The sequence below is a fragment of the Rhodopseudomonas pseudopalustris genome (assembly GCF_900110435.1).
In the GTDB taxonomy this organism is placed as follows: domain Bacteria; phylum Pseudomonadota; class Alphaproteobacteria; order Rhizobiales; family Xanthobacteraceae; genus Rhodopseudomonas; species Rhodopseudomonas pseudopalustris.
In genome coordinates this window covers 302,470-322,142 of sequence record NZ_FODT01000004.1, presented here as the reverse complement: position 1 = coordinate 322,142, position 19,673 = coordinate 302,470, and the positions used below count along the sequence as shown (strand labels likewise).

Here is a 19,673-nt window from a genome sequence, read left to right as displayed (position 1 = left end):
AAGTGAAAGCCGGACGGGTCCGCGCGACGACAAGGCGTCGACACCGGAAGCCGCAGCTTCGGTCCTGATTCAGTCAGAACCGAAACTTCTCCGGACGAAACCACCCCTCACCAGTTGAAGCGCGCCCCAGCCGACAGCTGATGGCTGATCGCATTGCTGCGGTACTCGCCATTATAGGCGGCGAACATCCGGAAAGTTTCGGCGCGCCAGCCGGAGATCTTGGCGCCGACCAGCGCCGCGTTGCGGCCGGGTTGGGCCGCCGAGACCACAAAGCCTTCATCCAGCAGGGCGGCCTGGCTGATCAGCGTCGTGTCGCGCAGATCGTAGCCCCATCCGACTTTGAGTTCCGGCATCAAGGTGGCGCCATCGGCGGTGCGCAGACGCGCACTCAGGGCGGCGCCAGCGGTCGTCGTCAGCTTCTCGTAGGTCTGCGCGGCGTAGACGAGACCGATCGGCTGCTGGCTTTCGCTGTAGCCGTCGCGCCGGAAGCCCTGCCAGCTCAGGCCGGCGAACGGCTTCAAGGTCACGTCGGGCGCGAGCGCGACACGATACCCCGCCTCCAGCGCGGTCCCGACGCCGACTCCGTTGGAATTGCCTTGCAGGCCGTTGGTCGCCAGCAAGATCTGGCGGCTGGTCGACATCTGGCTCGGACCGGCCGCGATCCGCCAATCGAACACCGCCGCCCCCGGCATCCAGCTGGCATAGGCTGCGCCGGCGTAAGTATCCGCGTTACCGCTGATATCGGTGCTGGTCGCGGTGGTCCGCGCGTAGCCGAACGCGCCACCGGCGACGAGACTGTTCGAGAACCAGCGATCGGCGCCGAGCGTAAAGCCGGCGCTGACGGCTTTTGAGCCGGCCAGATCCCCGGCGTCGCCGACCCGGCTGGTGCGACCGAAGCCCTGCCCCCACGTCGCCCAACCGTCGCGCACGCGCTCTGCCGGATTGATGCTGGCGAAAGCGTTAATGGCCGAATTCGTCTCGGCGCTCATCATGGTTCGACCGGCATAGTTCAACGCAAAGGATTGCGCCGTGCCGTTCTGCCCCTGCTCACCGCCGAGCGCCATCATATCCTGGCGGTCTCCGATCGCGCCGAGGAAGCCTGCAAACGCGTGCAGCGGCGCGCTCGAGATCGCGGGCTGGCCCGGCCCCGCCAGCTGCGTCAGAGCCTTGTCGAGCGCCGCTTCCGAATTCAGTTTGTAGAGCGCGTCGTACAAGGCCTTTTCAGACGCCAACGGCATCACGCCCGAAGCTGCTCGCTCATTGTCGAGAATACGGGCGACCGACCGTTGGTTGGGGCCGAGCTGATCGGCAATGGCGACGGCACTGAAGCTCGCCGGCGTCACCACCAGGGTGATCGAGGTCGGCTGGTAGATCAGATCGAAGCGGCCATTGGCCGGCAGGCCCGACGTCGGCTGCACCAGAGAGGAGAAACTTCCCGCCGTGCTCGCCCCATTTTGCGCCTGCACGAACGCGAACTCGGCGCCGATCGCAGGCGTGTAGTTGCTGACGGTGCCGACGCTGCCGCGCAGGACAGGCGTGAGCGTACCGGCCGCATAGAACACGTTGCCTGCTCCCGTGACATAGATCTTGTCATAGGTGCCGGGACCGCCGGGGACGAGCAGCGAGCCGTCGATGTCGATCATCGTATTGGCGGTCGATGTCAGCGTCACGTTGCCGTTGAAGGTCAGCGTGCCCACCGAATTGCCGTTCAGCACCGTGCCCGCGGGCACGACATTGTTCGCCACGAGGTCGCCGACATTTGCCATCTTGCCCGGCGAGAGCGTGCCCGCGATGCTGGTATCGCCGACGACGGTGCCGAAGCCGGCCAGCGTTGCAGGCTGGGCGACGGTGAGCCTGTTGCCCGCCGCCATCGTCAGCGTACCGTCCACCGCGAGCGTGCCGAGCTGCGCGAACACATTGCCGCCGGCAGTGGTGCGGCCGGAGATCGTGAGAATGCCGTCACCCGCCTTGCTGAAATCGCCTTGCGTGGTGAGCAGCCGGCTCCAATAGGAGGTCTGGCCGGCTGCCACGTCGACCGTGGAGTTCGCGGCCAGCGACGTCGGACCATCGGTCGCGCGGTCGAGACGGATCAGGCCGTAGCCGAACACGGCGTCGACGCCGGCCGCGCCCAGATCTTCCGTGGTCGAGAACAGCAGATTCGCGAGGTCCCGAGCATTGTAGCTCGGGTTGGCCTGGATCAGAACCGCGATCGCGCCCGACACGGTCGGCGCAGCCATCGAGGTGCCCGACTCGAACGCATAGGTGTTTTGCGGGACGGTCGAATAGACTTCCGCTCCGGTGCGATCGTCGCCCCCTGGCGCAGCGACGCACCAGCTTGCGGCGACGCCGCAGAGGTTCGAGTACCAGGCCGCCGCTTTGGTAATCCCGACCGACATCACGGCGATGATCTGACCATTCTGACGTTGCAGCACGGTTCCGTCGAGTTGCTGCCCCTGATCGTCGTAGACGCCGAGGCCGGCATGAGCAGGATTGAGAAACGGCAGCAGCGCAAGACCCGAGGGATTGTTGGCCGCGATCGGATTTGAGCCGCGGTCGTTGCCGTTGGCGGCGACGACGAGCTTGCCGGCGCGAAGCGCATTGAGTGCTGCATTGCCCTCGTCGGCGATGTTGCCGACCGTCCACCGGGTCAGGTTGGTGAAGTCGTTGAAGTTGGGGCCGTAGCTGGCATTGTAGACCATCGTTCCGGTCAAACCAGCGAAGTAGTTCAGCGCGCTTGCCGACGAGTCGCCGTCTCCCACGACGGAATAGCCGGCCGCGGTCAGAATGCGCAAAGGAATGACGCGCGCGTCATAGGCCACGCCGTGGGCGGCGACGTTGTCGAATTTCTCCCCCGCGACGATGCCGGCGACGTGCGAACCATGAATATCGGTGCCGGTCAGCGGCGTCAGTTCGTTCGGGTCGTAGGTCGTCCCGTCCTTGACGACGTAGTTGCGGCCGACACTGGTCACCAACCTGTTGACGAGGCCTGCATTGGTGACATCGAAGCCGGTGTCTGCGACGGTCACTTTGACGCCGGCGCCGGTGAAGCCGCGGTCATATGCAGCCGTCGCGCCGATCAGGTCGAGATTCCAGGTCTGCGCCTGAAGACTGGGCATCGGGCTTGGAAGATTCGGCGAGTTGTTCACCGCCGCCGCGACGTTCTGATAGGACCTCGCGCCGAGCCCGGACGCGGCCGCAGTCCCCGTCGACAAAACCTGTGCGGCGTTCGGGGCCAACGTCATCCGCTGACCCGACGTCAGCACCCCGAGATCGGCCGCGGTTGTGACGTCGCGGAGCGCCGCGGGCGACAGCTCGGACGCATAGTGAACGACGGCATTGCGCAGGCCGGGATTGCGGTAGGTGCTGTCATAGGCCTGCGCGATCAGCTCGCGTTCGCCTAGCCGAACGGCCTCGGCCAAACTCGACTTCAGGTCGGAAGGCAACGACGATTTTGCGATCGGCTTGTGCTTTGCGCCGGTTTCCGCGGCGTACAGCGCGGCGGAAACCGGCGCGCTCACGAGAAACGTCGTGCAGAGAAACAGCGTCGAGAGATTGCGAAAATGCCTGCCAGCGCCCACGGATAGTGCCTTTCCTCAGCAGAGCGCGCCTCGAGCCGCGCGCATCCTCCCCGTCAATCCCGGCACATCAATGCTCGTTCGAATGCCAGTGACCTCATTGAGCGCGCTTCTAGAACGGAGGCGGATGGGTGGAACAGTCCGGTGTCGACCTGGACGCCCCGCAAGCGGCGTTTTCCTTTGACCGAGCGTCTCAATTGCAGCGATGCCTCGCCCCTGTTCCGGGAGCCGGGCCGACACTCGCGCAGAAGCAGCACCGAACAAGCCGGCGGCCGCGCGGGCTTTCGCGGTGATTCAGTGCGCGGCAACCGACATATCCATCGTGTCCCGCCGGAACATGCGTTAGATTGGAAGCGGTTCGGACGCGGCATAGCCCCAGACGATCCAAAGGAAGTTACAGTCCCCTCATCGCCGGTCATGGTGTCCCTACCCCGCCTGTTTTACGTCACCTCCGGCCTCGACGAGGCCACCGCTTTTGCGACCTGGAGTGCGGTGATTTCGCCGCTGTTTGAACCTCGCCCGTGCCGCCCCGGCACCAAGACGCCCACCGGATCGGCCTCCGGAATCATCATCGGCGATCTCATCATCGCGAAGGTCGCATTCAATGCGCAGGACTTCGTGCGCGACGATCAGCGTATCGCCGCAACGCCGGATCACCTGTTGCTACAGCTCTACGTCACCGGCGGCTTCAACGGCATCGTCACCCGGCAGCAGACAGCTATCGGGCCCGGCAAGGTCGCGCTGATCGATCTGGCGCATCCGATCGCGACCCGTGCCTTCGCATCCAGCACGGTCTGCCTGATCGTTCCGCGCAAACTTCTCGGTGACCTGCGGTTAGACGGGCTCAAGCCGCGGCTCGATGCGTTCCGCAACAATCTGCTCGCAGCGCAGATGCTGTCGCTGCAGGAACGCAGCGCGCAATTGACCGAGGCGGACGTGGCGCGCACGATCGCCGAAACGACGGATTTCCTGAAACGGCTGCTTGCTCCCGCGCCGGACGATACGCTGGCCACGCAAAACGGAAGCGACGAGACGATCCTGACGCTCACGGAAGCACTGATACGCGACAACCTCGCCTTGCCCGAACTGTCGCCGGATTGGCTGGCGCAGAAGCTCGATGTCTCGCGCGCGTCGTTGTATCGCCTGTTCGCGGACCGTGGCGGCATCATGCGCCATGTACAGGAACGCCGGCTCCTCGCCGTTCAGGCGGCTCTGAGCGATCCGATCGAAACGCGGCGTCTGTCCCGCCTCGCCTCCGACCTCGGGTTCAAGAGCGAAGCGCATTTCAGTCGGAGCTTCCGCGCCCGCTTCGGCGTGACGGCCAGCGCGCATCGCAAAGCGCAACTCGACGCATCCGCTGCGATCAAACTCACCAGCCCGGCTGTGGTGCAACAATGGTGGACGGCGGTCGGTTCGACTTCGCGAGACTGAGGCAGGATCGCCGGCACGGATGTCGAGCGAACAGCGACCCGCCCTAACCCGCCCTGCCTAGCCGAATTCAGTATTGTGCGGTTTCGTCACCGGCGTGTATGAGCGGATGGTCCGTCCGCGGAGGGATCGGCGTTGAACTTCAGTGCGCTTTTCCATCAGTTTGCAACGTGGTCGTTCCGGGCCGCGATCCTGGGCGGCCTGCTCGGCGTCGTCTATCTCGCGATGCGCGGCGATGCCGACATGCCGGGCGCGCGGCTGGTCGCGTCGCAGGCGGGAACGCCGAACACACAGGTCGGCGACTTCGCCCCATGCCAGCCGATCGGCCAAACCGCGGACGGCGAGTTGGTGTATTCGATGGATTGCGAGCAGACTCCGGCCGAGCCGGTTGCAGGCACGCCTGCATCCGCGACGAGCGCGAAATAGCGCTTACGCGCTGTCGCCGCCGATCAGCCGGTTGAAGATCGCCCGGACCTCGGCCTGGGTCTCCTTCACGCGCGCTTCCAGCGAGGAGAAATCCGGCGCATCGCCGGCGCGCACCAACACCCGCAGCAAATCCTCGCCGGCCGTCTCGGGCTTGAACTTGTCGCTGACGCACAGCCGCAAGATCTGCGTGAGGTCGTGATACAGCCGCGCCGCGGGGCGCAGCACATCCGCATCGGACTGCGCCAGCACACCGAGCCTGGCTGCATTGTCGATCGCCCCCAGCGTGCTGACGCCGAGGATCTCCGGTGTCGCGGCGGCGTGCACGAGTTGCAGATACTGGGCGATGAAGTCGATATCGACCATGCCGCCGGCGGCGTATTTCATATCCCAGACGTCGTCCTCGCCCTTCTCCTGCGCGATCGCGCGGCGCATTTCGGCGACGTCGTTGGCGATGATCGCGGCGTCACGCGGCCGCGTCAGCACGGCGCGGATCACTTGTTCGATCCGCTCGCGGAATTCCGGAGACGCCGAGATCACCCGCGCCCGGGTGAGCGCCAGATGCTCCCAGGTCCAGGCCTCGACCTCCTGGTACTCCGCAAACGAGTCCAGCCGCGACGCCAGCGGGCCGGCGCGTCCCGAGGGACGCAACCGCATGTCGACGTCGTACAGCACACCGTAATTGGTGCGCGTGGTGAAAGCCGAGATCAGCCGCTGGGTGAAGCGGGCGAAATACTGCGCGCCTTGCAGCGAGCGTTCGCCGTCGCTGTCCGGCTGCTCGTGATCGAAATCGTAGATCAGGATCAGATCGAGATCGGACGACGCCGTCATCTCGCGACTGCCGAGCTTGCCCATCGCCAGGATCGCGGTCTGCTGATCCTTGATCCGGCCGTATTGCGAGATGAACTGCTCGCTGACGAGATCATGCACGGTGCCGACGATACCTTCGGCGACGTCGGCGAAGGCGACGCTGGCCTGCTGGGTCGATACCGTGCCGGAGAGAATCCGCGTGCCGATCAGGAACAGGCTCTCCTGCCCGAACAGCCGCAGCCGGTCGAGGAATTCCTCATAGGGGCCGGCGTCGGCAAGCGTCGCCGCGAGCCGCGCGGACAGTTCGGCGCGGTCGGGCATCGCACCGAAGAAGCGCGGATCGATCAGCCCGTCCAGGATCTGCGGCTGCCGCGCCAGCATGTCGCCGAGCCGCGGCGCCGCGCCGAGCACCAGCGCGACAAGCGTCAGCAGATCGCGGTTCTGGCTCAGCAGCGAAATCAGCCGGCCGCCGCGATGCAGCGCCTGCAGCAGACGGTCGAACGCGTTCACCGCATTGTCGGGCTCTTCGGCGCGCGCCAGTTCCTCGATCAGCATCGGCACAAATTCGTGGAATGCGCGCTGCGTCGTCTCGACCTTCAGGATGCGATAGCCGCCGGTCATCCATTGCTGCAGCGTGGTCGCGACCATCAGCGGTTTCTTGTAGCCGAGGCCATGCAGATGATCGAGCAGCCCCGTGTCGTCGGGACCTCCGGCGTAGTCGATCGGCAGCTTGACGGTGCCGGTCGGGTCGCCCTCGAACAGCTTGCCGTAATGGCCCTGCACGCAGTCGAAATACGCCAGCAGGTCACGCGCGAACGCCTCCCTGCTTTCATAGCCGAAGAATCGGGAGAACCGCTCCACCGCCTCGACGCTGTCCGGCAGCGTGTGGGTCTGCTCGTCGGCGATCATCTGGATGCGATGCTCGACGCGGCGCAGGAACTGATAAGCCACCGACAGCTCGTCACGCGCCTGATAGGTGATCCAGTCGCGCGCGGCGAGGATATCGAGCGCGGCGAGCGTCGCCCGCACCCGCAATTCCGGATGCCGGCCGCCGGCGATCAATTGCTGGGTCTGCGCGAAGAACTCGATCTCGCGAATGCCGCCGCGGCCGACCTTGACGTTGTGGCCCTCGACAGCGACCTCGGTCTGGCCGCGGAAAGTCTGCATCTGCCGCTTCATGTCATGCACATCGGACAACGCGGCGAAGTCGAGATGTTTGCGCCAGACGAACGGCGCGATGTCGCCGAGCAGCGCGTCTCCGGCGACCAGATCGCCGGCGCAGGCGCGCGCCTTGATCATCGCGGCGCGCTCCCAGGTGCGGCCCTCGCGCTCGTAGTAGTTCAGCGCCGACACCGTCGACAGCGCCACCGGCGTCGAGGCCGGATCGGGGCGCAGCCGCAGATCGACGCGGAACACGTAGCCGTCGTGCCGGCGCTGCTGCAGGATGCGGCTGAGACCTTGCGTCACCCGCACGAAGAACGGCTGAGGCTCGATGTCGGGCGCCAGCGTCGGCGCATCGAGATCGTAAAACACGATCAGATCGATATCGCTGGAGTAGTTGAGCTCGCCCGCCCCCATCTTCCCCATCGCCAGCACGACGAGGCCGCTGCCCTGTTCCGGCGCGTCGCTGTTCGGAGGAATGATGCGGCCGCGCGCCGCCTCCTGCCGCAGCAGGAAGCGCAGCGTCATCTGCACCGAATTCACCGCGAGGTCGGTCAGCGCCTGCGTCACCTGCATCACCGGCCACAGCCCGCCGATGTCGCACAGCGCGATCGACAGCGCTGCCTCCGCCTTCATCTTGCGGAGCACCGCCATTACCTCGGCCTCGTCGGATGCGGCGGCGACCGCAGCCGAGGCGCGGTCCAGCAACGCCACGAAGCCGGCTTCCGGATCGGAGCGCAGCAGGCTGAGCAGCCGCGCCGGATCGGCGCGGATCAGGTCGAACAGATAGGGCGAGGCTTCGGCGATCGACCGCAACGCAACGCCGACATGCGGATGGCGATCGGCGACAGAGCGGATCGCGCCGGCGAGGTCCGCCGGAACATCGCCGAGCCAGTCAGCCAGGCGCTTCTCCGCCTCTTCCGGGGCATGGAGCTGCGGTCCGGCGGCAAAGCGTGCGGCCAGTGCGGAGGGAGGAATGTCCGCGTCGATCGCGGAAGAATTCATGCTGGCGTCGGTTCTGGAGTTGTGTTGGCCGAAGCCAGTCCTTCGCCCGTGTGCGCCGGAATTGCAAGCGTGGCGCGCAAACCCGGTTGCGCGTCCGACAGCCTCAATTCGCCGCCATGCAGCGTCGCCACCGCGGAGGCAAGGCTGAGACCGAGCCCGGAGCCCGGCTGGGTGCGGCTGGCCTCGAGCCGCACGAAACGCTCGACCGCGTGTTTGCGATCGGTTTCCGGTATTCCGCGGCCATGATCGGTGACGCTGAGCAGCACCTGATCGCCGTCACGCCGCGCCTCGATCAGGATCACGGCATCCGGCGGCGGGTTCGGCTCGGCGCCCGGCGCCGCCAGCGCGAGCTGCGGCTGGCCATATTTGATGGCGTTCTCGACCAGATTGGCGAGCGCCTGGCTGATCAAATCGCGATTGCCGCGGACCGGCGCCGGTTCGCTCCTGGCCTGCAGCGTCAGGCCGTTGTCTTCCGCCAGCGGCTCGTACAGCTCGTGGATGTCGCGCGCGGTGTCGGCGGCGTCGAACGTATCCATGTCGCCGCGCGAATGCCCGGATTCTGCACGGGCGATCATCAGCAGCGCGTTGAAGGTGCGGATCAGCCCGTCGGATTCCTCGATGGTGCGCTCCAGCGCGGCGCGGTAGTCGGCCTCGCTCCCGGACTGCGCCAGCGCCTCCTCGGCGCGATTGCGCAGCCGTGTCAGCGGCGTCTTCAGATCGTGGGCGATGTTGTCGGAGACCTCCTTGAGGCCGTTCATCAGCGCCTCGATCCGCTCCAGCATCGCGTTGAGATTTTCCGCGAGGCGGTCGAGTTCGTCGCCGCTGCGGCCGACCGGCAGCCGGCCGGAGAGATCGCCGGCCATGATCCGCTGCGTGGTGCCGGTCATCGCGTCGATCCGTCGCAACACGCGGCGGGCGACGAAGATGCCGCCGCCCAGGCCCAGCACGACAACGATGAGCACCGACCATTGCGCCGCCGAGCGCACCACATTGAACAGCCGCCGGCGTTCCTCCAGATCGCGACCGACCAGCAGCCGGAAGCCGCTCGACAATTCGCTGACGCGAACCAGGGCCCGATGCTGGGCGCGATCCTGATCGTCGAGCCGGCGATAGAAGGTTTCGGTCCAGCCGGTGGTGCTCATCACGCCGGGCGCCAGCGAGCCGACATTACCGGCGACCGCCTGCCCTGCCGGCGTGGTGACGAGATAGAGATTGGCGCCGGGTCGCAGCGCGCGGCTCTCGATGGTGTACACCAGCCCGCGCAGCCCGCGCCGCGTATAGATCTCGTCGATCTCGCCGATCTCGGCGTTCACCGTGGTGGTGATCTGATCGGTGATCAGCCGGCGGGTGTTCCAGGCGAAGTACCCCAGCAGCGACGCCGCGAACAGCCCGAACAAAAACAGATAGACCAGCGTCAACCGAAACGCGGTGGTTCGGATCAGCTTACCGAATGCCGTCACGGATCATGTACCCCGCCCCGCGGATGGTGTGCAGCAGCGGCCGGTCGAAGCCCTTGTCGATCTTGGCGCGCAGGCGGGAGATGTGGACGTCGATGACGTTGGTCTGTGGGTCGAAATGATAGTCCCAGACGTTCTCCAGCAGCATGGTGCGGGTCACCACCTGGCCGGCATGCTTCATCAGATATTCGAGCAGCCGGAATTCGCGCGGCTGTAGCGTCAGTTCCTCGCCGCCGCGGGTGACGCGGTGCGACAGCCGGTCGAGTTCAAGGTCGCCGACGCGGTAGCTGGTCTCCTCGGCGGGGCCGCCATGGCGGCGCGACAGAACTTCGACGCGCGCCAGAAGTTCGGCGAAGGCGTAGGGCTTCGGCAGATAGTCGTCGCCGCCGGCGCGCAGGCCCTTGATGCGGTCGTCGACCTGGCCGAGCGCGGACAGGATCAGCGCCGGCGTGCGGTTGCCTTTCTCGCGCAGCGTGCCGATCACCGACAGGCCGTCGCGCTTCGGCAACATCCGATCGACCACCAGCACGTCGTAATCGCCGCTGTCGGCGAGCGCCAAGCCCTCTTCGCCGTCACTGGCGAGATCGGCGACGTGGCCGACTTCACGAAACGCCTTCACCAGATAATCGGCGGATTCGCGGTCATCCTCGATGATCAGCAGGCGCATATTGGCATCGGATTCGCTCAAGGGCTTCAGACTTTCTCGCACCATGGCGGGACTTCAACCTCCATGCAAGGCGGCAGGACGCGCCCTCTGAACATGAAAGCGGGCGATGGAGCTGGGGAAACTCCACCGCCCGCCTGACCTTCCGACGGAGGGGGGCTTGCTCCGGACGGAAGGTATAAGCAGGGACGGGCTGTTCACCCGTCCCCCGGAAAGCGCCGCCAGCGGGGGCGACATTGCCGGCGACACTCTCCAACTCGACCCGGCGCGGGCCGCTCGACGCTGGGCTCAGCCCTTGGCGGAGATCGGCACCGCGACGAAGCGCGACGAACCACCCGAGCGGACCCGGATCAGCACGCTGTTCTTGTTGTCGGCCTTGGCGGTGTTGATCGCCTCGCGAACATCGCCGGGGCTGGCCACGTTCTTGCCCGCGACCTCGAGAATCACATCGCCCTCCTTGAAGCCGCGGTCGGCTGCGGCGCTCTTGGGATCGACGTCGGTGACGACGACGCCGTCCTTGCCGGCGCCTGCGACCGAACTGGCCGGCGCGACCGTCAGGCCGAGCCTCGGCACCTCGGTGCCGCGGCTGGAACTGTTGCCATTGTCGCCACCATCATTCACCTTGGCCTCGACCTGGTTCGGCAATTGGCCGAGCGTCAAATTGAGCTCGCGGTCCGCGCCCTTGTGCACCACGGTGAGCTTCACCGTATTGCCCGGCGCGAAGCCGCCGATGGTTCGGGCGAGTTCGCGCGCGTCCTTCACCGGCGTGCCGTTGACTGCGGTGATGACGTCGCCGGATTCGATGCCCGCCTTCGCCGCCGGACCATTGGGCTGCGGCTCGGCGACCAGCGCGCCGTCGGGCTTCTTCAGACCGAGGCTGTCGGCGATCTCCGGCGTCACCGGCTGGATCTGCACGCCAATCCAGCCGCGGCTCACCGAACCCTTGTCCTTGAGCTGCTGCACCACCGTCTTGACGGTGCTGGCGGGGATCGAGAACGCGATGCCGACGCTGCCACCGGATGGCGAGTAGATCGCGGTGTTGACGCCCATCACTTCGCCGTTGGTGTCGAACGCCGGGCCACCGGAATTGCCCTTGTTCACCGGCGCGTCGATCTGGATGAAATCGTCATACGGACCGTTGCCGATGTCGCGGCCGGAGGCCGAAACGATGCCGGCGGTGACAGTGCCGCCGAGGCCGAACGGATTGCCGACCGCGAGCACCCAATCGCCGATCCGCGGCTTGCCCTCGGACAGCTTGGCGAACGGGAAGTCGGTGCGGCCCTCGGCCTTGATCAGCGCCAGATCGGTGCGCTGGTCGGTGCCGATGACCTTGGCCTTGTAGGTCTTGCCGTCGTCGGTGGTGACCTCGACCTTGTCGGCGCCGTCGACGACGTGATTGTTGGTCACGGCGTAGCCGTCAGCCGAGATGAAGAAGCCCGAGCCCTGCCCGGTCATCGTGCCGCCGCCGCGATGGCCGCGCATACCGGGGGGCATCTCACCGCCGAAGCGGCGGAAGAAGCGCTCCATCGGGGAGCCCGGCTGAAACGGCGAGTCTTCGGCGCGATCCTCGTTCTTCGCCGTCTTCTCGGCGATGTTGACCTTCACCGAGATCACCGACGGCTTCACCTTCTCGACGATATCGGCGAAGCCCACCGGCTGCTGCGCCTGGTTGACCTTGTTGCCGACCTGCGCATGCGCCGGCGTGCTGAACAGATCGACCGGCGTCGAGGTCTGCGACAGGCCGAACGCGCCCGCGCCGAGACCGGCGACCACCGAGGCCATCAACGCGAGTTTGCGCGCTGACAGCAGCGATCGGCGATCCGGCTGGTGGGACGGCTGCGAGGGAAGATCGGTATGTCGGTCGGTCATGCAAAGGGCTCCAGAACCATGAATTTGTGAGGGGCGAACGATCGCACCAACGGGTCTGAAGATGGGGGCTCGCGCCTTACAGCGCGCTGGATGACGAATTAAACTTCTGTAACTTGGCGGTAATCCGCCGCGACGCTTGGTCGCGCGTGCGACGGCCCGCCCCTCACGGTTTTGTCAACACTCATACATTTGTGTCGGAGTTCGATCGGCAGCCGATTGCGGCGGCGATCGCCGCGCACCTACCAACTACCTGATTTATCAAACGATCTGCGATGGCCTGCTTCTTGCCAAGGCGCTCACTAAGGACGCCGTGCGGCGTCGATCCCGGTCCCAGCTAACAGGAGCGCGCCTTGGCCAACATTACCTTCTCTTCGCCCGTGATGGCGAAGGACGTCACCGTCTACGCCGTCGCCGGCGATCGCGGCACCATTCTCGCCGTCGCCAAGGCACACAAGATTCCGATCCCGTTCGACTGCCAGGACGGCGAATGCGGCTCCTGCCTGGTGCAGGTCGAGCACTTCAATCCGAAGGCCAAGTCCGCCGTGGCGCTGACCGAGAAGGAGAAGGAAGTGCTGCGCCAGCTCGGCAAGATCTCCAAGGACGAGATCGCCAACGCCGAGGTCAACGACATTCCGCCGCGCTACCGTCTCGCTTGCCAGTGCTTCGTTCGCAACGAGGACATCATGGTGCGGTTCGAAGGCGACAAGACCCAGCCGCAGAAACTCGCCGTCACGCACGCCGCCGCACGCTTCAAGGGCGGCCTCGAGATCGCGACGCTGCCGGAGTTCTTCAGCTACGCGGCAAAGGTCGAGGAAGACGCCGCCCTGCACTACGACCAGCTCGCCAAGGCGATGGCGGAGGCCGGCAACAGCGCCGTAGCCAAGCTGTTCGCGCAGCTCGCCGATTTCTCGCGGTTGCATCTCGCCGAGGTGAAGTCGCGCGCCGGCAATATCGATCCCGGCAAGTCGGTGCCGCCGGATTACGCGTGGCCTGATCACGCCACGCCGGAGCGCGCCGCGGTGTGGGCGTCCGACACGACGATGACCCGCCTCGGCGGTCTGAAGGCGGCGCTGCAGGGCGAGCGCCGCGGCTACGAGTTCTATCGCGCGGTCGAAGCCACCACCAAGTCGCCTGAGGTCGCGGCGGCGGCGAAGGAATTCGTCGGCGAGGAAGCCGAGCACGTCCGCATCCTCGAAGCCTGGATCACCCAGGAAGAATGGTCGCTCAAGCACGCCAGGGCGGCTGAAAACGCCTGACGAGAACGTCCGACAATGGAGACGGCCGCCGTCGACCCGTCGGCGGCCGAACAACGAAGGATCATCACATGGAAACGGTCGAACAGTTTCTGGCGCACTCCATCCGCCTCGAGCAAGAAGCGGCGCTGCGGTTCGGTCAACTCGCCGACGCAATGGACTCCTGCGGCAACAAGGAAGTCTCGAAGCTGTTCCGGCAGCTCGCGGACTACTCACGGATGCATCAGGCCGACGCCCAGGCGCGCGCCGGTTTCCGCGACATCCCCGAGATGGAATCCGGCGATTTCAAATGGCCGGGGATCGAGAGCCCGGAAACCGCGGCGATCTGGGGTACCGACCCCTTCATCGGCCGCGACCTCGCTCTGGAAATCGCGCTCGAAGCCGAGACCGGCGCCTACGATTGGTACAAGAACGTGCTCGACACCACCGACAATCCGGAGATCAAGGCTCTGGCGCAAGAGTTCGTCGCCGAGGAAAGCGGCCACGTCGCCGAGCTGCATCGCTGGATCGCCCTGCACAAGGCCGGCAAGCCGCTGCCGATGGAGATCGTCCCGTTCTGAGGGCGCGGCCCGTCAGCGACGCCCTTCGTCTGGTCCGATTACGACAGTGAGCCGCTCGCGCTGGTGGTCTGGCGCCCGGCTGCTTGCGTCTGCGCGATCATTCGCCTGATCGCCTGAACGGTTTCCGACGAGAGGTGCTTGTGCGCACCGAGCGCGACGTAGAGCGCGTCGAGGGTGTTCTTCCGGATTTCCGGCGCAATCGAAATCTTGCCGCGTGGGCCCTCGGCGAGTCCGAACACGGCCTGAGCGGCGAGATCCAGATCGTATCTCCAGACCCAGCACCACAGCCTGACGGCGGTCGACCAGCCCCGGTGCAGCGTGCGAAGCGCCGTGCCGACCTCGAACAGAGCTTTCAAGGCGGCGTCCCGCTCGTCTTCGCTCGCACTCATGTCGACGTTGTAGTAGCGCTCGGCAACTTTCAGTGCCTCGAGCCGATTCTCCTGAAGCGCGACGACCGGCTTGCCGACGAAATAGACGGCAAACCATGCCGCCACCGCGACACCTGCACTCGCCAATAGATCCTGCATCATATCATCCTGACCCGGCAGACGCCGTGAAGCCCGTCACGATGCAAGTGTTACCTGTCTATTCAACGCCGCCGGAATAGTACTTCCGTCTGCCCTCTGCTCGATCCGGGCTTGCCGCAGCGCGAATTCGCCGTCGCGCGCGACCAGAACGTCCCGCACTTCAGTGATGTCGCCGGATCGCTCGCTCGGCAAGCTGTCAGATCAGCCGCCTTCGCCTGTCATTCGCCGAACCTCGTAGATTTCCTAGGCGCTATTCACAACGATCGACTTGCTGTCAGAACTCTCGTCTGAGTCGCTGGCGGCATGGTGTTTCGCTTGCACACGAGCAAGCTGATCTCGCCCTCTCTTGTGCGCCGAACTCGCCTCCGTCAGAATGCCTCGACAAAAGTTGGATCGAGCCATTCATGCTGACGTCGCGACACCTCATCGTCACTACGATGCTTCTCGGTCTCGCAGTCGGCTCCGCGAGCGCCGGCGACGCGGAGCGGAAGCTGACTTTCCCGCAGGGCGCGACCGCTACAAAAGTGGCCGGCAAGATCTCGGGGCGGAACGGTGTCAATCACCTCGTCGCGGCCGGAGCCGGACAAACCATGCAGGTGCTCTTCGCGCCGTCGAATCGATCCTGCTACTTCAACGTTTTCGAGCCGGGCGCCGCTGAAGCGGCTCATATCGGATCAACCGCCGGCAATGAGTTCGGCGTTGAGCGGACCAAAGCGGGCACTTACCGGGTGCAGGTCTACCTGATGCGCAATGCGGCTCGACGCAACGAGGTCTGCCGCTATCAGCTCTCGGTCGAACTCACCGGCGCACCGGGCGGTGTCTCTGCAGGCGTCTCCGACCGTATCAAGCAGGATGTCTGCAAGGCCGAGGCGGCCGGCATGTATGGCGTCGACCAGCGACGGATCGCTGTCGGCCCGGTCCGGACCTCCCCCCGTGGCTCAGAAATCGACGGGACCGCCGACAAACAGGCAGACGGAATCAAGAAGCTGCGCTGCATCTTCAAGGCGGACGGCAGCTTCGACCACATCATGGCCATGACCCCGGACGGAGAATAAGCGCGCATCGCAATCTGCGGCGGTCGAGGCATCCTCACAGCTCCGCCCCTGTTTCAAGGCTGTCTGATTTCAGAATGGCCATCACCACCTCCGATGATGCGATCGGAAGGCGCTGAAGGCCGCGGTTTCAACGATCTGGAGTTCATCATGCGCCGCCTCGCTTTCGTGTTGTTCGTGATCTCCCCGATAGTGACCCTCACCGCGCCTGCGCGCGCGGGAGACAAGCCGGTGCTCGGGAACTGGGGGGTCGAGACCCAGACGATTTCCGCGACGGTCCGGCCCGGTGACGACTTCTATCGCTACGTCAACGAAGGCTGGCTCAAGACCGCCGCGCCGCCGCCGGGAATGGCATATGCAAATTCCTTCGTGGATGCCTATCAGCGCACGCAGGGACAGCTTCAGAAGCTGATCGACGGCATCCTCGTTTCGACGCCAGCCCCGGGCAGCGACGAGGCCAAGATCGCAGCGCTGTACAGGAGCTATATCGACGTGGCTGGGCGCAACCAGCGCGGCCTGTCGCCGATCAAGAGCGATCTCGACTCGATCTGGGCGATCAAGACCCACGAGGACGCCGCCCGGCTGCAGGGCCAGCCGTTCTTCAAGTCACCGATCGATATCGGTGTCGTCACCGACGACAAGAAGCCGGAACGCTATGTGATCGGCGCAATGCAGGCCGGCCTCGGCCTGCCCAGCCGTGAATACTACCTCACCGCCGGCGAGCCCTTCGACGGCCATCGCGCCGCCTATCTGGCCTATGTCGCCGACATCTTCAAACGCGTCGGCGTTGCCGATGGCGGCGATCGGGCGAAGGCCATCCTCGCCTTCGAGACCCGTCTCGCCGAGGCGCAGTGGACCGCGCCCGAACAACGCGACCCGGTGAAGAGCTATCGGCTGCTGTCGATCGCCGAGCTTCAGGCCTACGCGCCTGCGTTCCCGTGGCAGATCTATCTTGAGGCGGCCGGCTTCAGCCGGCCGACCGAGCTGGTGCTGACGACGGACACGGCGATCCAGAAGAGCGCCGAGATCTTCAAGGCGACGGATATCGAATCCATCAAATCCTATCTCGCCTTCCACCTCGTCGATGATTTTGCCCCCAACCTGACCGAGGAACTGGATCGGGCCAGCTTCGCCTTCAACAGCACACGGCTTCACGGCGTCCCCGAGCAGGAAGCGCTCGAGAAACGCGCCCAGACTTTCGTGACGTCGACATTCGGCGAGATCTTCGGCCGGGCCTATGCCAAGGCCTATTTCCCGGAAAACTATCGCGCCAAGATGGACCGGATGATCGCCAACATCCGCGCAGCCTTCCACAAGCGGCTCGACGCCAATCCCTGGATGGACCAGGCGACGCGCAAGGCGGCGATCGTCAAGCTCGAGGCGATCGTCAAACATGTCGGCTATCCGGACCGCTGGCGCGACTGGTCGTCGGTCGCGTTCGACCCGACCGATCTGGTCGGCAACCGGCGCAAGGCCGAGGCGTTCGCCCGGGCAGACGCCATCGCCAAGCTCGGCGAGAAACGCCGCGAATGGCAGTGGAGCTATCCGGCCACCGACATCAACGCCGGCTACAGTCCGCAGATGAATTCGATTACCTTCCCCGCGGGCATTCTGCAGCCGCCGTTCTTCGATCCGAATGCCGACGACGCCGTCAATTACGGTGCGATCGGCGCCGTGATCGGCCATGAGCTCGGCCACGCGTTCGACGATCAGGGCAGCCAGTCCGACGCGACCGGCGCGCTGCGCAACTGGTGGACGGAGGTATCACGCGCGGAATTCAACAAACGAACCGCCGTGCTGGTGCAGCAGTTCAGCGGCTACTCGCCGCTTCCGGGCATGCGGGTGAACGGCGAACTGACGCTGGGCGAGAACATCGGGGATCTCGGCGGCATTACGATCGCCCATGAGGCGTATCGGATGCTCGTCGATCAGGAGCATGGCGGCAAGGCGCCGGTGATCGACGGCTTCACCGGTGACCAGCGCTTCTTCCTGTCCTGGGCGCAGGTTTGGCGGGATTTCACGACTCCGGACCAGGCCCGCCAGAACCTGCTCTCGGATGCACACAGCCCGAGCGAATTCCGCGTCAACGGCGCGCTGCGCAACGTCGACGCGTGGTACGCAGCCTTCGGCGTGAAGGATGGCGACAAACTCTATCTGCCGCAGGACAGTCGCGTCCGGATCTGGTGAAGGCCGGGCAGTGAACGACGTTTTCTGATGTCTGGATTTTGATCGCGCCAACCATGTCCGAGACTCCACAATCCTTTGCCGGCGCGGCTCTCAAGCTGTTGCCGATCGATCGTGAGGCGTTTTTCGACCTCTCCGAGACGCGGCAGGCTGTCGCCGCCGGTGCCCAGCTGTCGATCAGCTACCTGCTGATGAATGCGGCGGCGACGCTGATCGCCGGCTACGGGCTGCTGGCCAATTCGGAGGCGGTCGTCATCGGCGCGATGCTGATCGCGATGCTCTACGGTCCGATTCTGGGGATTGGGCTGGCACTCGCTGAACTCGACGTCAGGATGCTCGCGGGCGCGCTGGCGACCGAGATCGTCGGCGTCGTGTGGGTGCTGGCGATCGGCACGGGAATCGGGTGGTTGCACGACAACGTGCCGATCAGCGAGCAATTGCTGGCGCGCACCACGCCCAACCTGCTCGATATGATGATCGCGCTCGTCGGCGGCGCAGCCGGCGCCTACGCGGCCGCATCGCGCCGGATCAGCGGCGCCGTGGTCGGCGTCGCGATCGCGACCGCGCTCTGTCCGCCGCTCACCGCCTGCGGCATCCTGATCGCCCGCGGCTATTTCCAGCTCGCCGGCGGCGCCTTCGTGCTGTTCCTGACCAATCTCACGGCGATCTCCGCAGCAGCCATGGCCGTGTTCCTGGTGATAGGCCACCGCGCTCAAACCGTCGGGCCGTCGTTTCGCGCGACCTGGTCGGCCCGCCTGGTGCCGCTGATCGTGCTGGCAGTGCTTGGGACCTACCTCGTCGATGCCTTCAGGAGGAATATTGACGAGAGTTCAGTGCGAAGCAGTGTGCAGCGGGTTCTCGAGGAGGGCCTGATCACGCAGCCGGGCGCCCGGGTGATCGAAGTCCGACTGACCACGGAAGCCGGCAAGCGACTGGCGTTCGCCGTGGTCAGAACCCCCGAGTTCCTGACCGCCGAGACCGTTGCCCGTCTGAATGCAAAAATCGACGAGGTGACAGGCCGCGACATCGTCCTTCATGTCCGCAGCGTGCCGATCCAGGAAATGACCCGCGATGGTCAGGTGTCCTTTGGCCGCGTAAGCGGGTCGCGATTTTAGAGCGAAGTGGAAACCGGTTCGCGTGAAGAAAACGCGTCAGACCAAGAAGTCAGAGCTCCGGTTCTGATTTGATCAGAACCGGAAAAGCTCTAGTCGGACCTTGCCGACCCATCAGCCATCAGCCGGTCCAGCCTTGCCTGCTCATCGGCAGTGAGCGGCTGCGCTGTGTCCAGCGCCCGAGGTGCATTGCGGGCGCGCCGACGCACGTTCAGCCACAGCGCCAGCCCGCCGCCGATCAGCACAAGTGGCATCACCAGCCACAGCACCAAGGTGTGCAACTCGAACCGCGGCTTCAGCAGCACGAATTCGCCGTAGCGCGCCACCAGATAGTCCAGCACCTGGTTGTTGCTGTCGCCGGCCGCGATCCGCTCCCGCACCAGGAGCCGCAGATCCTTGGCGAGCGTCGCATCGGAATCGTCGATCGACTGGTTCTGACAGACCATGCAGCGCAACTCGCGCGACAACTCCCGCGCCCGGGATTCCTGCGCCGGATCGGCCATCACCTCGTCGGGCTGCACCGCATGCGCCAGTGGCGCGGCGAAGGCCGACGCGATCACGATCGAAACGATAGCAAGCAGTTTTCTCATCTC

The 19,673-nt window shown here is 65.4% G+C and carries 14 protein-coding genes; 7 read left to right on the top strand and 7 right to left on the bottom strand.

Annotated features, from left to right (window positions below):
* Positions 1–107: 107 nt before the first annotated feature.
* Complete coding sequence (locus BMY71_RS10360; protein WP_092683523.1) at positions 108–3,578, bottom strand: autotransporter domain-containing protein; 3,471 nt, start codon at positions 3,576–3,578, stop codon at positions 108–110.
* Between the two features lie 414 nt (positions 3,579–3,992).
* On the opposite strand from BMY71_RS10360, the gene BMY71_RS10355 reads away from it, so the two are divergent.
* Together BMY71_RS10355 and BMY71_RS10350 are read left to right on the top strand one after the other, a co-directional pair.
* Positions 3,993–5,006, top strand: coding sequence for a helix-turn-helix domain-containing protein (locus BMY71_RS10355; protein WP_092683521.1), 1,014 nt, complete (start codon positions 3,993–3,995; stop codon positions 5,004–5,006).
* A gap of 132 nt (positions 5,007–5,138) precedes the next feature.
* On the top strand, positions 5,139–5,429 hold the full coding sequence (locus BMY71_RS10350) for a hypothetical protein (RefSeq protein ID WP_092683519.1): 291 nt from the start codon (positions 5,139–5,141) through the stop codon (positions 5,427–5,429).
* Positions 5,430–5,432: 3 nt separating this feature from the next.
* Here the strand turns inward: BMY71_RS10350 and BMY71_RS10345 are convergent, their stop codons facing one another.
* The 4 genes from BMY71_RS10345 to BMY71_RS10330 form a co-directional block, all read right to left on the bottom strand.
* Positions 5,433–8,402 (bottom strand): bifunctional [glutamine synthetase] adenylyltransferase/[glutamine synthetase]-adenylyl-L-tyrosine phosphorylase, encoded by a 2,970-nt coding sequence (locus BMY71_RS10345; RefSeq protein ID WP_092683517.1) that lies wholly within the window; start codon positions 8,400–8,402, stop codon positions 5,433–5,435.
* Positions 8,399–9,862, bottom strand: a complete 1,464-nt coding sequence (locus BMY71_RS10340) for a sensor histidine kinase (protein WP_092683515.1) — start codon at positions 9,860–9,862, stop codon at positions 8,399–8,401. The genes BMY71_RS10345 and BMY71_RS10340 overlap by 4 nt, the downstream gene beginning before the upstream one ends.
* On the bottom strand, positions 9,846–10,526 hold the full coding sequence (locus BMY71_RS10335) for a response regulator transcription factor (protein ID WP_041805859.1): 681 nt from the start codon (positions 10,524–10,526) through the stop codon (positions 9,846–9,848). Before BMY71_RS10335 ends, BMY71_RS10340 begins: the two co-directional genes overlap by 17 nt.
* A 285-nt stretch (positions 10,527–10,811) precedes the next feature.
* Positions 10,812–12,392 (bottom strand): Do family serine endopeptidase, encoded by a 1,581-nt coding sequence (locus BMY71_RS10330; RefSeq protein WP_092683513.1) that lies wholly within the window; start codon positions 12,390–12,392, stop codon positions 10,812–10,814.
* A 350-nt stretch (positions 12,393–12,742) separates the two neighbouring features.
* Between BMY71_RS10330 and BMY71_RS10325 the strand changes: the two genes are divergently transcribed.
* Positions 12,743–13,648 (top strand): 2Fe-2S iron-sulfur cluster-binding protein, encoded by a 906-nt coding sequence (locus BMY71_RS10325; RefSeq protein WP_011502429.1) that lies wholly within the window; start codon positions 12,743–12,745, stop codon positions 13,646–13,648.
* A gap of 68 nt (positions 13,649–13,716) precedes the next feature.
* Entirely contained in the window at positions 13,717–14,205 is a 489-nt protein-coding gene (locus tag BMY71_RS10320; protein WP_011502428.1) for a ferritin-like domain-containing protein, read from the top strand.
* Positions 14,206–14,243: 38 nt separating this feature from the next.
* On the opposite strand, the gene BMY71_RS10315 is transcribed toward BMY71_RS10320, so the two are convergent.
* Entirely contained in the window at positions 14,244–14,735 is a 492-nt protein-coding gene (locus BMY71_RS10315; RefSeq protein WP_092683511.1) for a hypothetical protein, read from the bottom strand.
* A gap of 401 nt (positions 14,736–15,136) precedes the next feature.
* Here BMY71_RS10315 and BMY71_RS10310 point away from each other — a divergent pair, with 401 nt between their 5' ends.
* The 3 genes from BMY71_RS10310 (at position 15,137) to BMY71_RS10300 (ending at position 19,083) form a co-directional block, all read left to right on the top strand.
* Positions 15,137–15,787: a hypothetical protein gene (locus tag BMY71_RS10310; RefSeq protein ID WP_092683509.1), complete on the top strand. Its 651-nt coding sequence runs from the start codon at positions 15,137–15,139 to the stop codon at positions 15,785–15,787.
* A gap of 147 nt (positions 15,788–15,934) precedes the next feature.
* A complete protein-coding gene (locus tag BMY71_RS10305) occupies positions 15,935–17,971 on the top strand; it encodes a M13 family metallopeptidase (protein WP_175557644.1) in 2,037 nt (678 codons plus the stop codon).
* Positions 17,972–18,024: 53 nt separating this feature from the next.
* Positions 18,025–19,083, top strand: coding sequence for a DUF389 domain-containing protein (locus tag BMY71_RS10300; protein ID WP_011502424.1), 1,059 nt, complete (start codon positions 18,025–18,027; stop codon positions 19,081–19,083).
* 89 nt (positions 19,084–19,172) lie between these two features.
* On the opposite strand, the gene BMY71_RS10295 is transcribed toward BMY71_RS10300, so the two are convergent.
* On the bottom strand, positions 19,173–19,670 hold the full coding sequence (locus tag BMY71_RS10295; RefSeq protein ID WP_092683505.1) for a cytochrome c-type biogenesis protein: 498 nt from the start codon (positions 19,668–19,670) through the stop codon (positions 19,173–19,175).
* Positions 19,671–19,673: the final 3 nt, after the last annotated feature.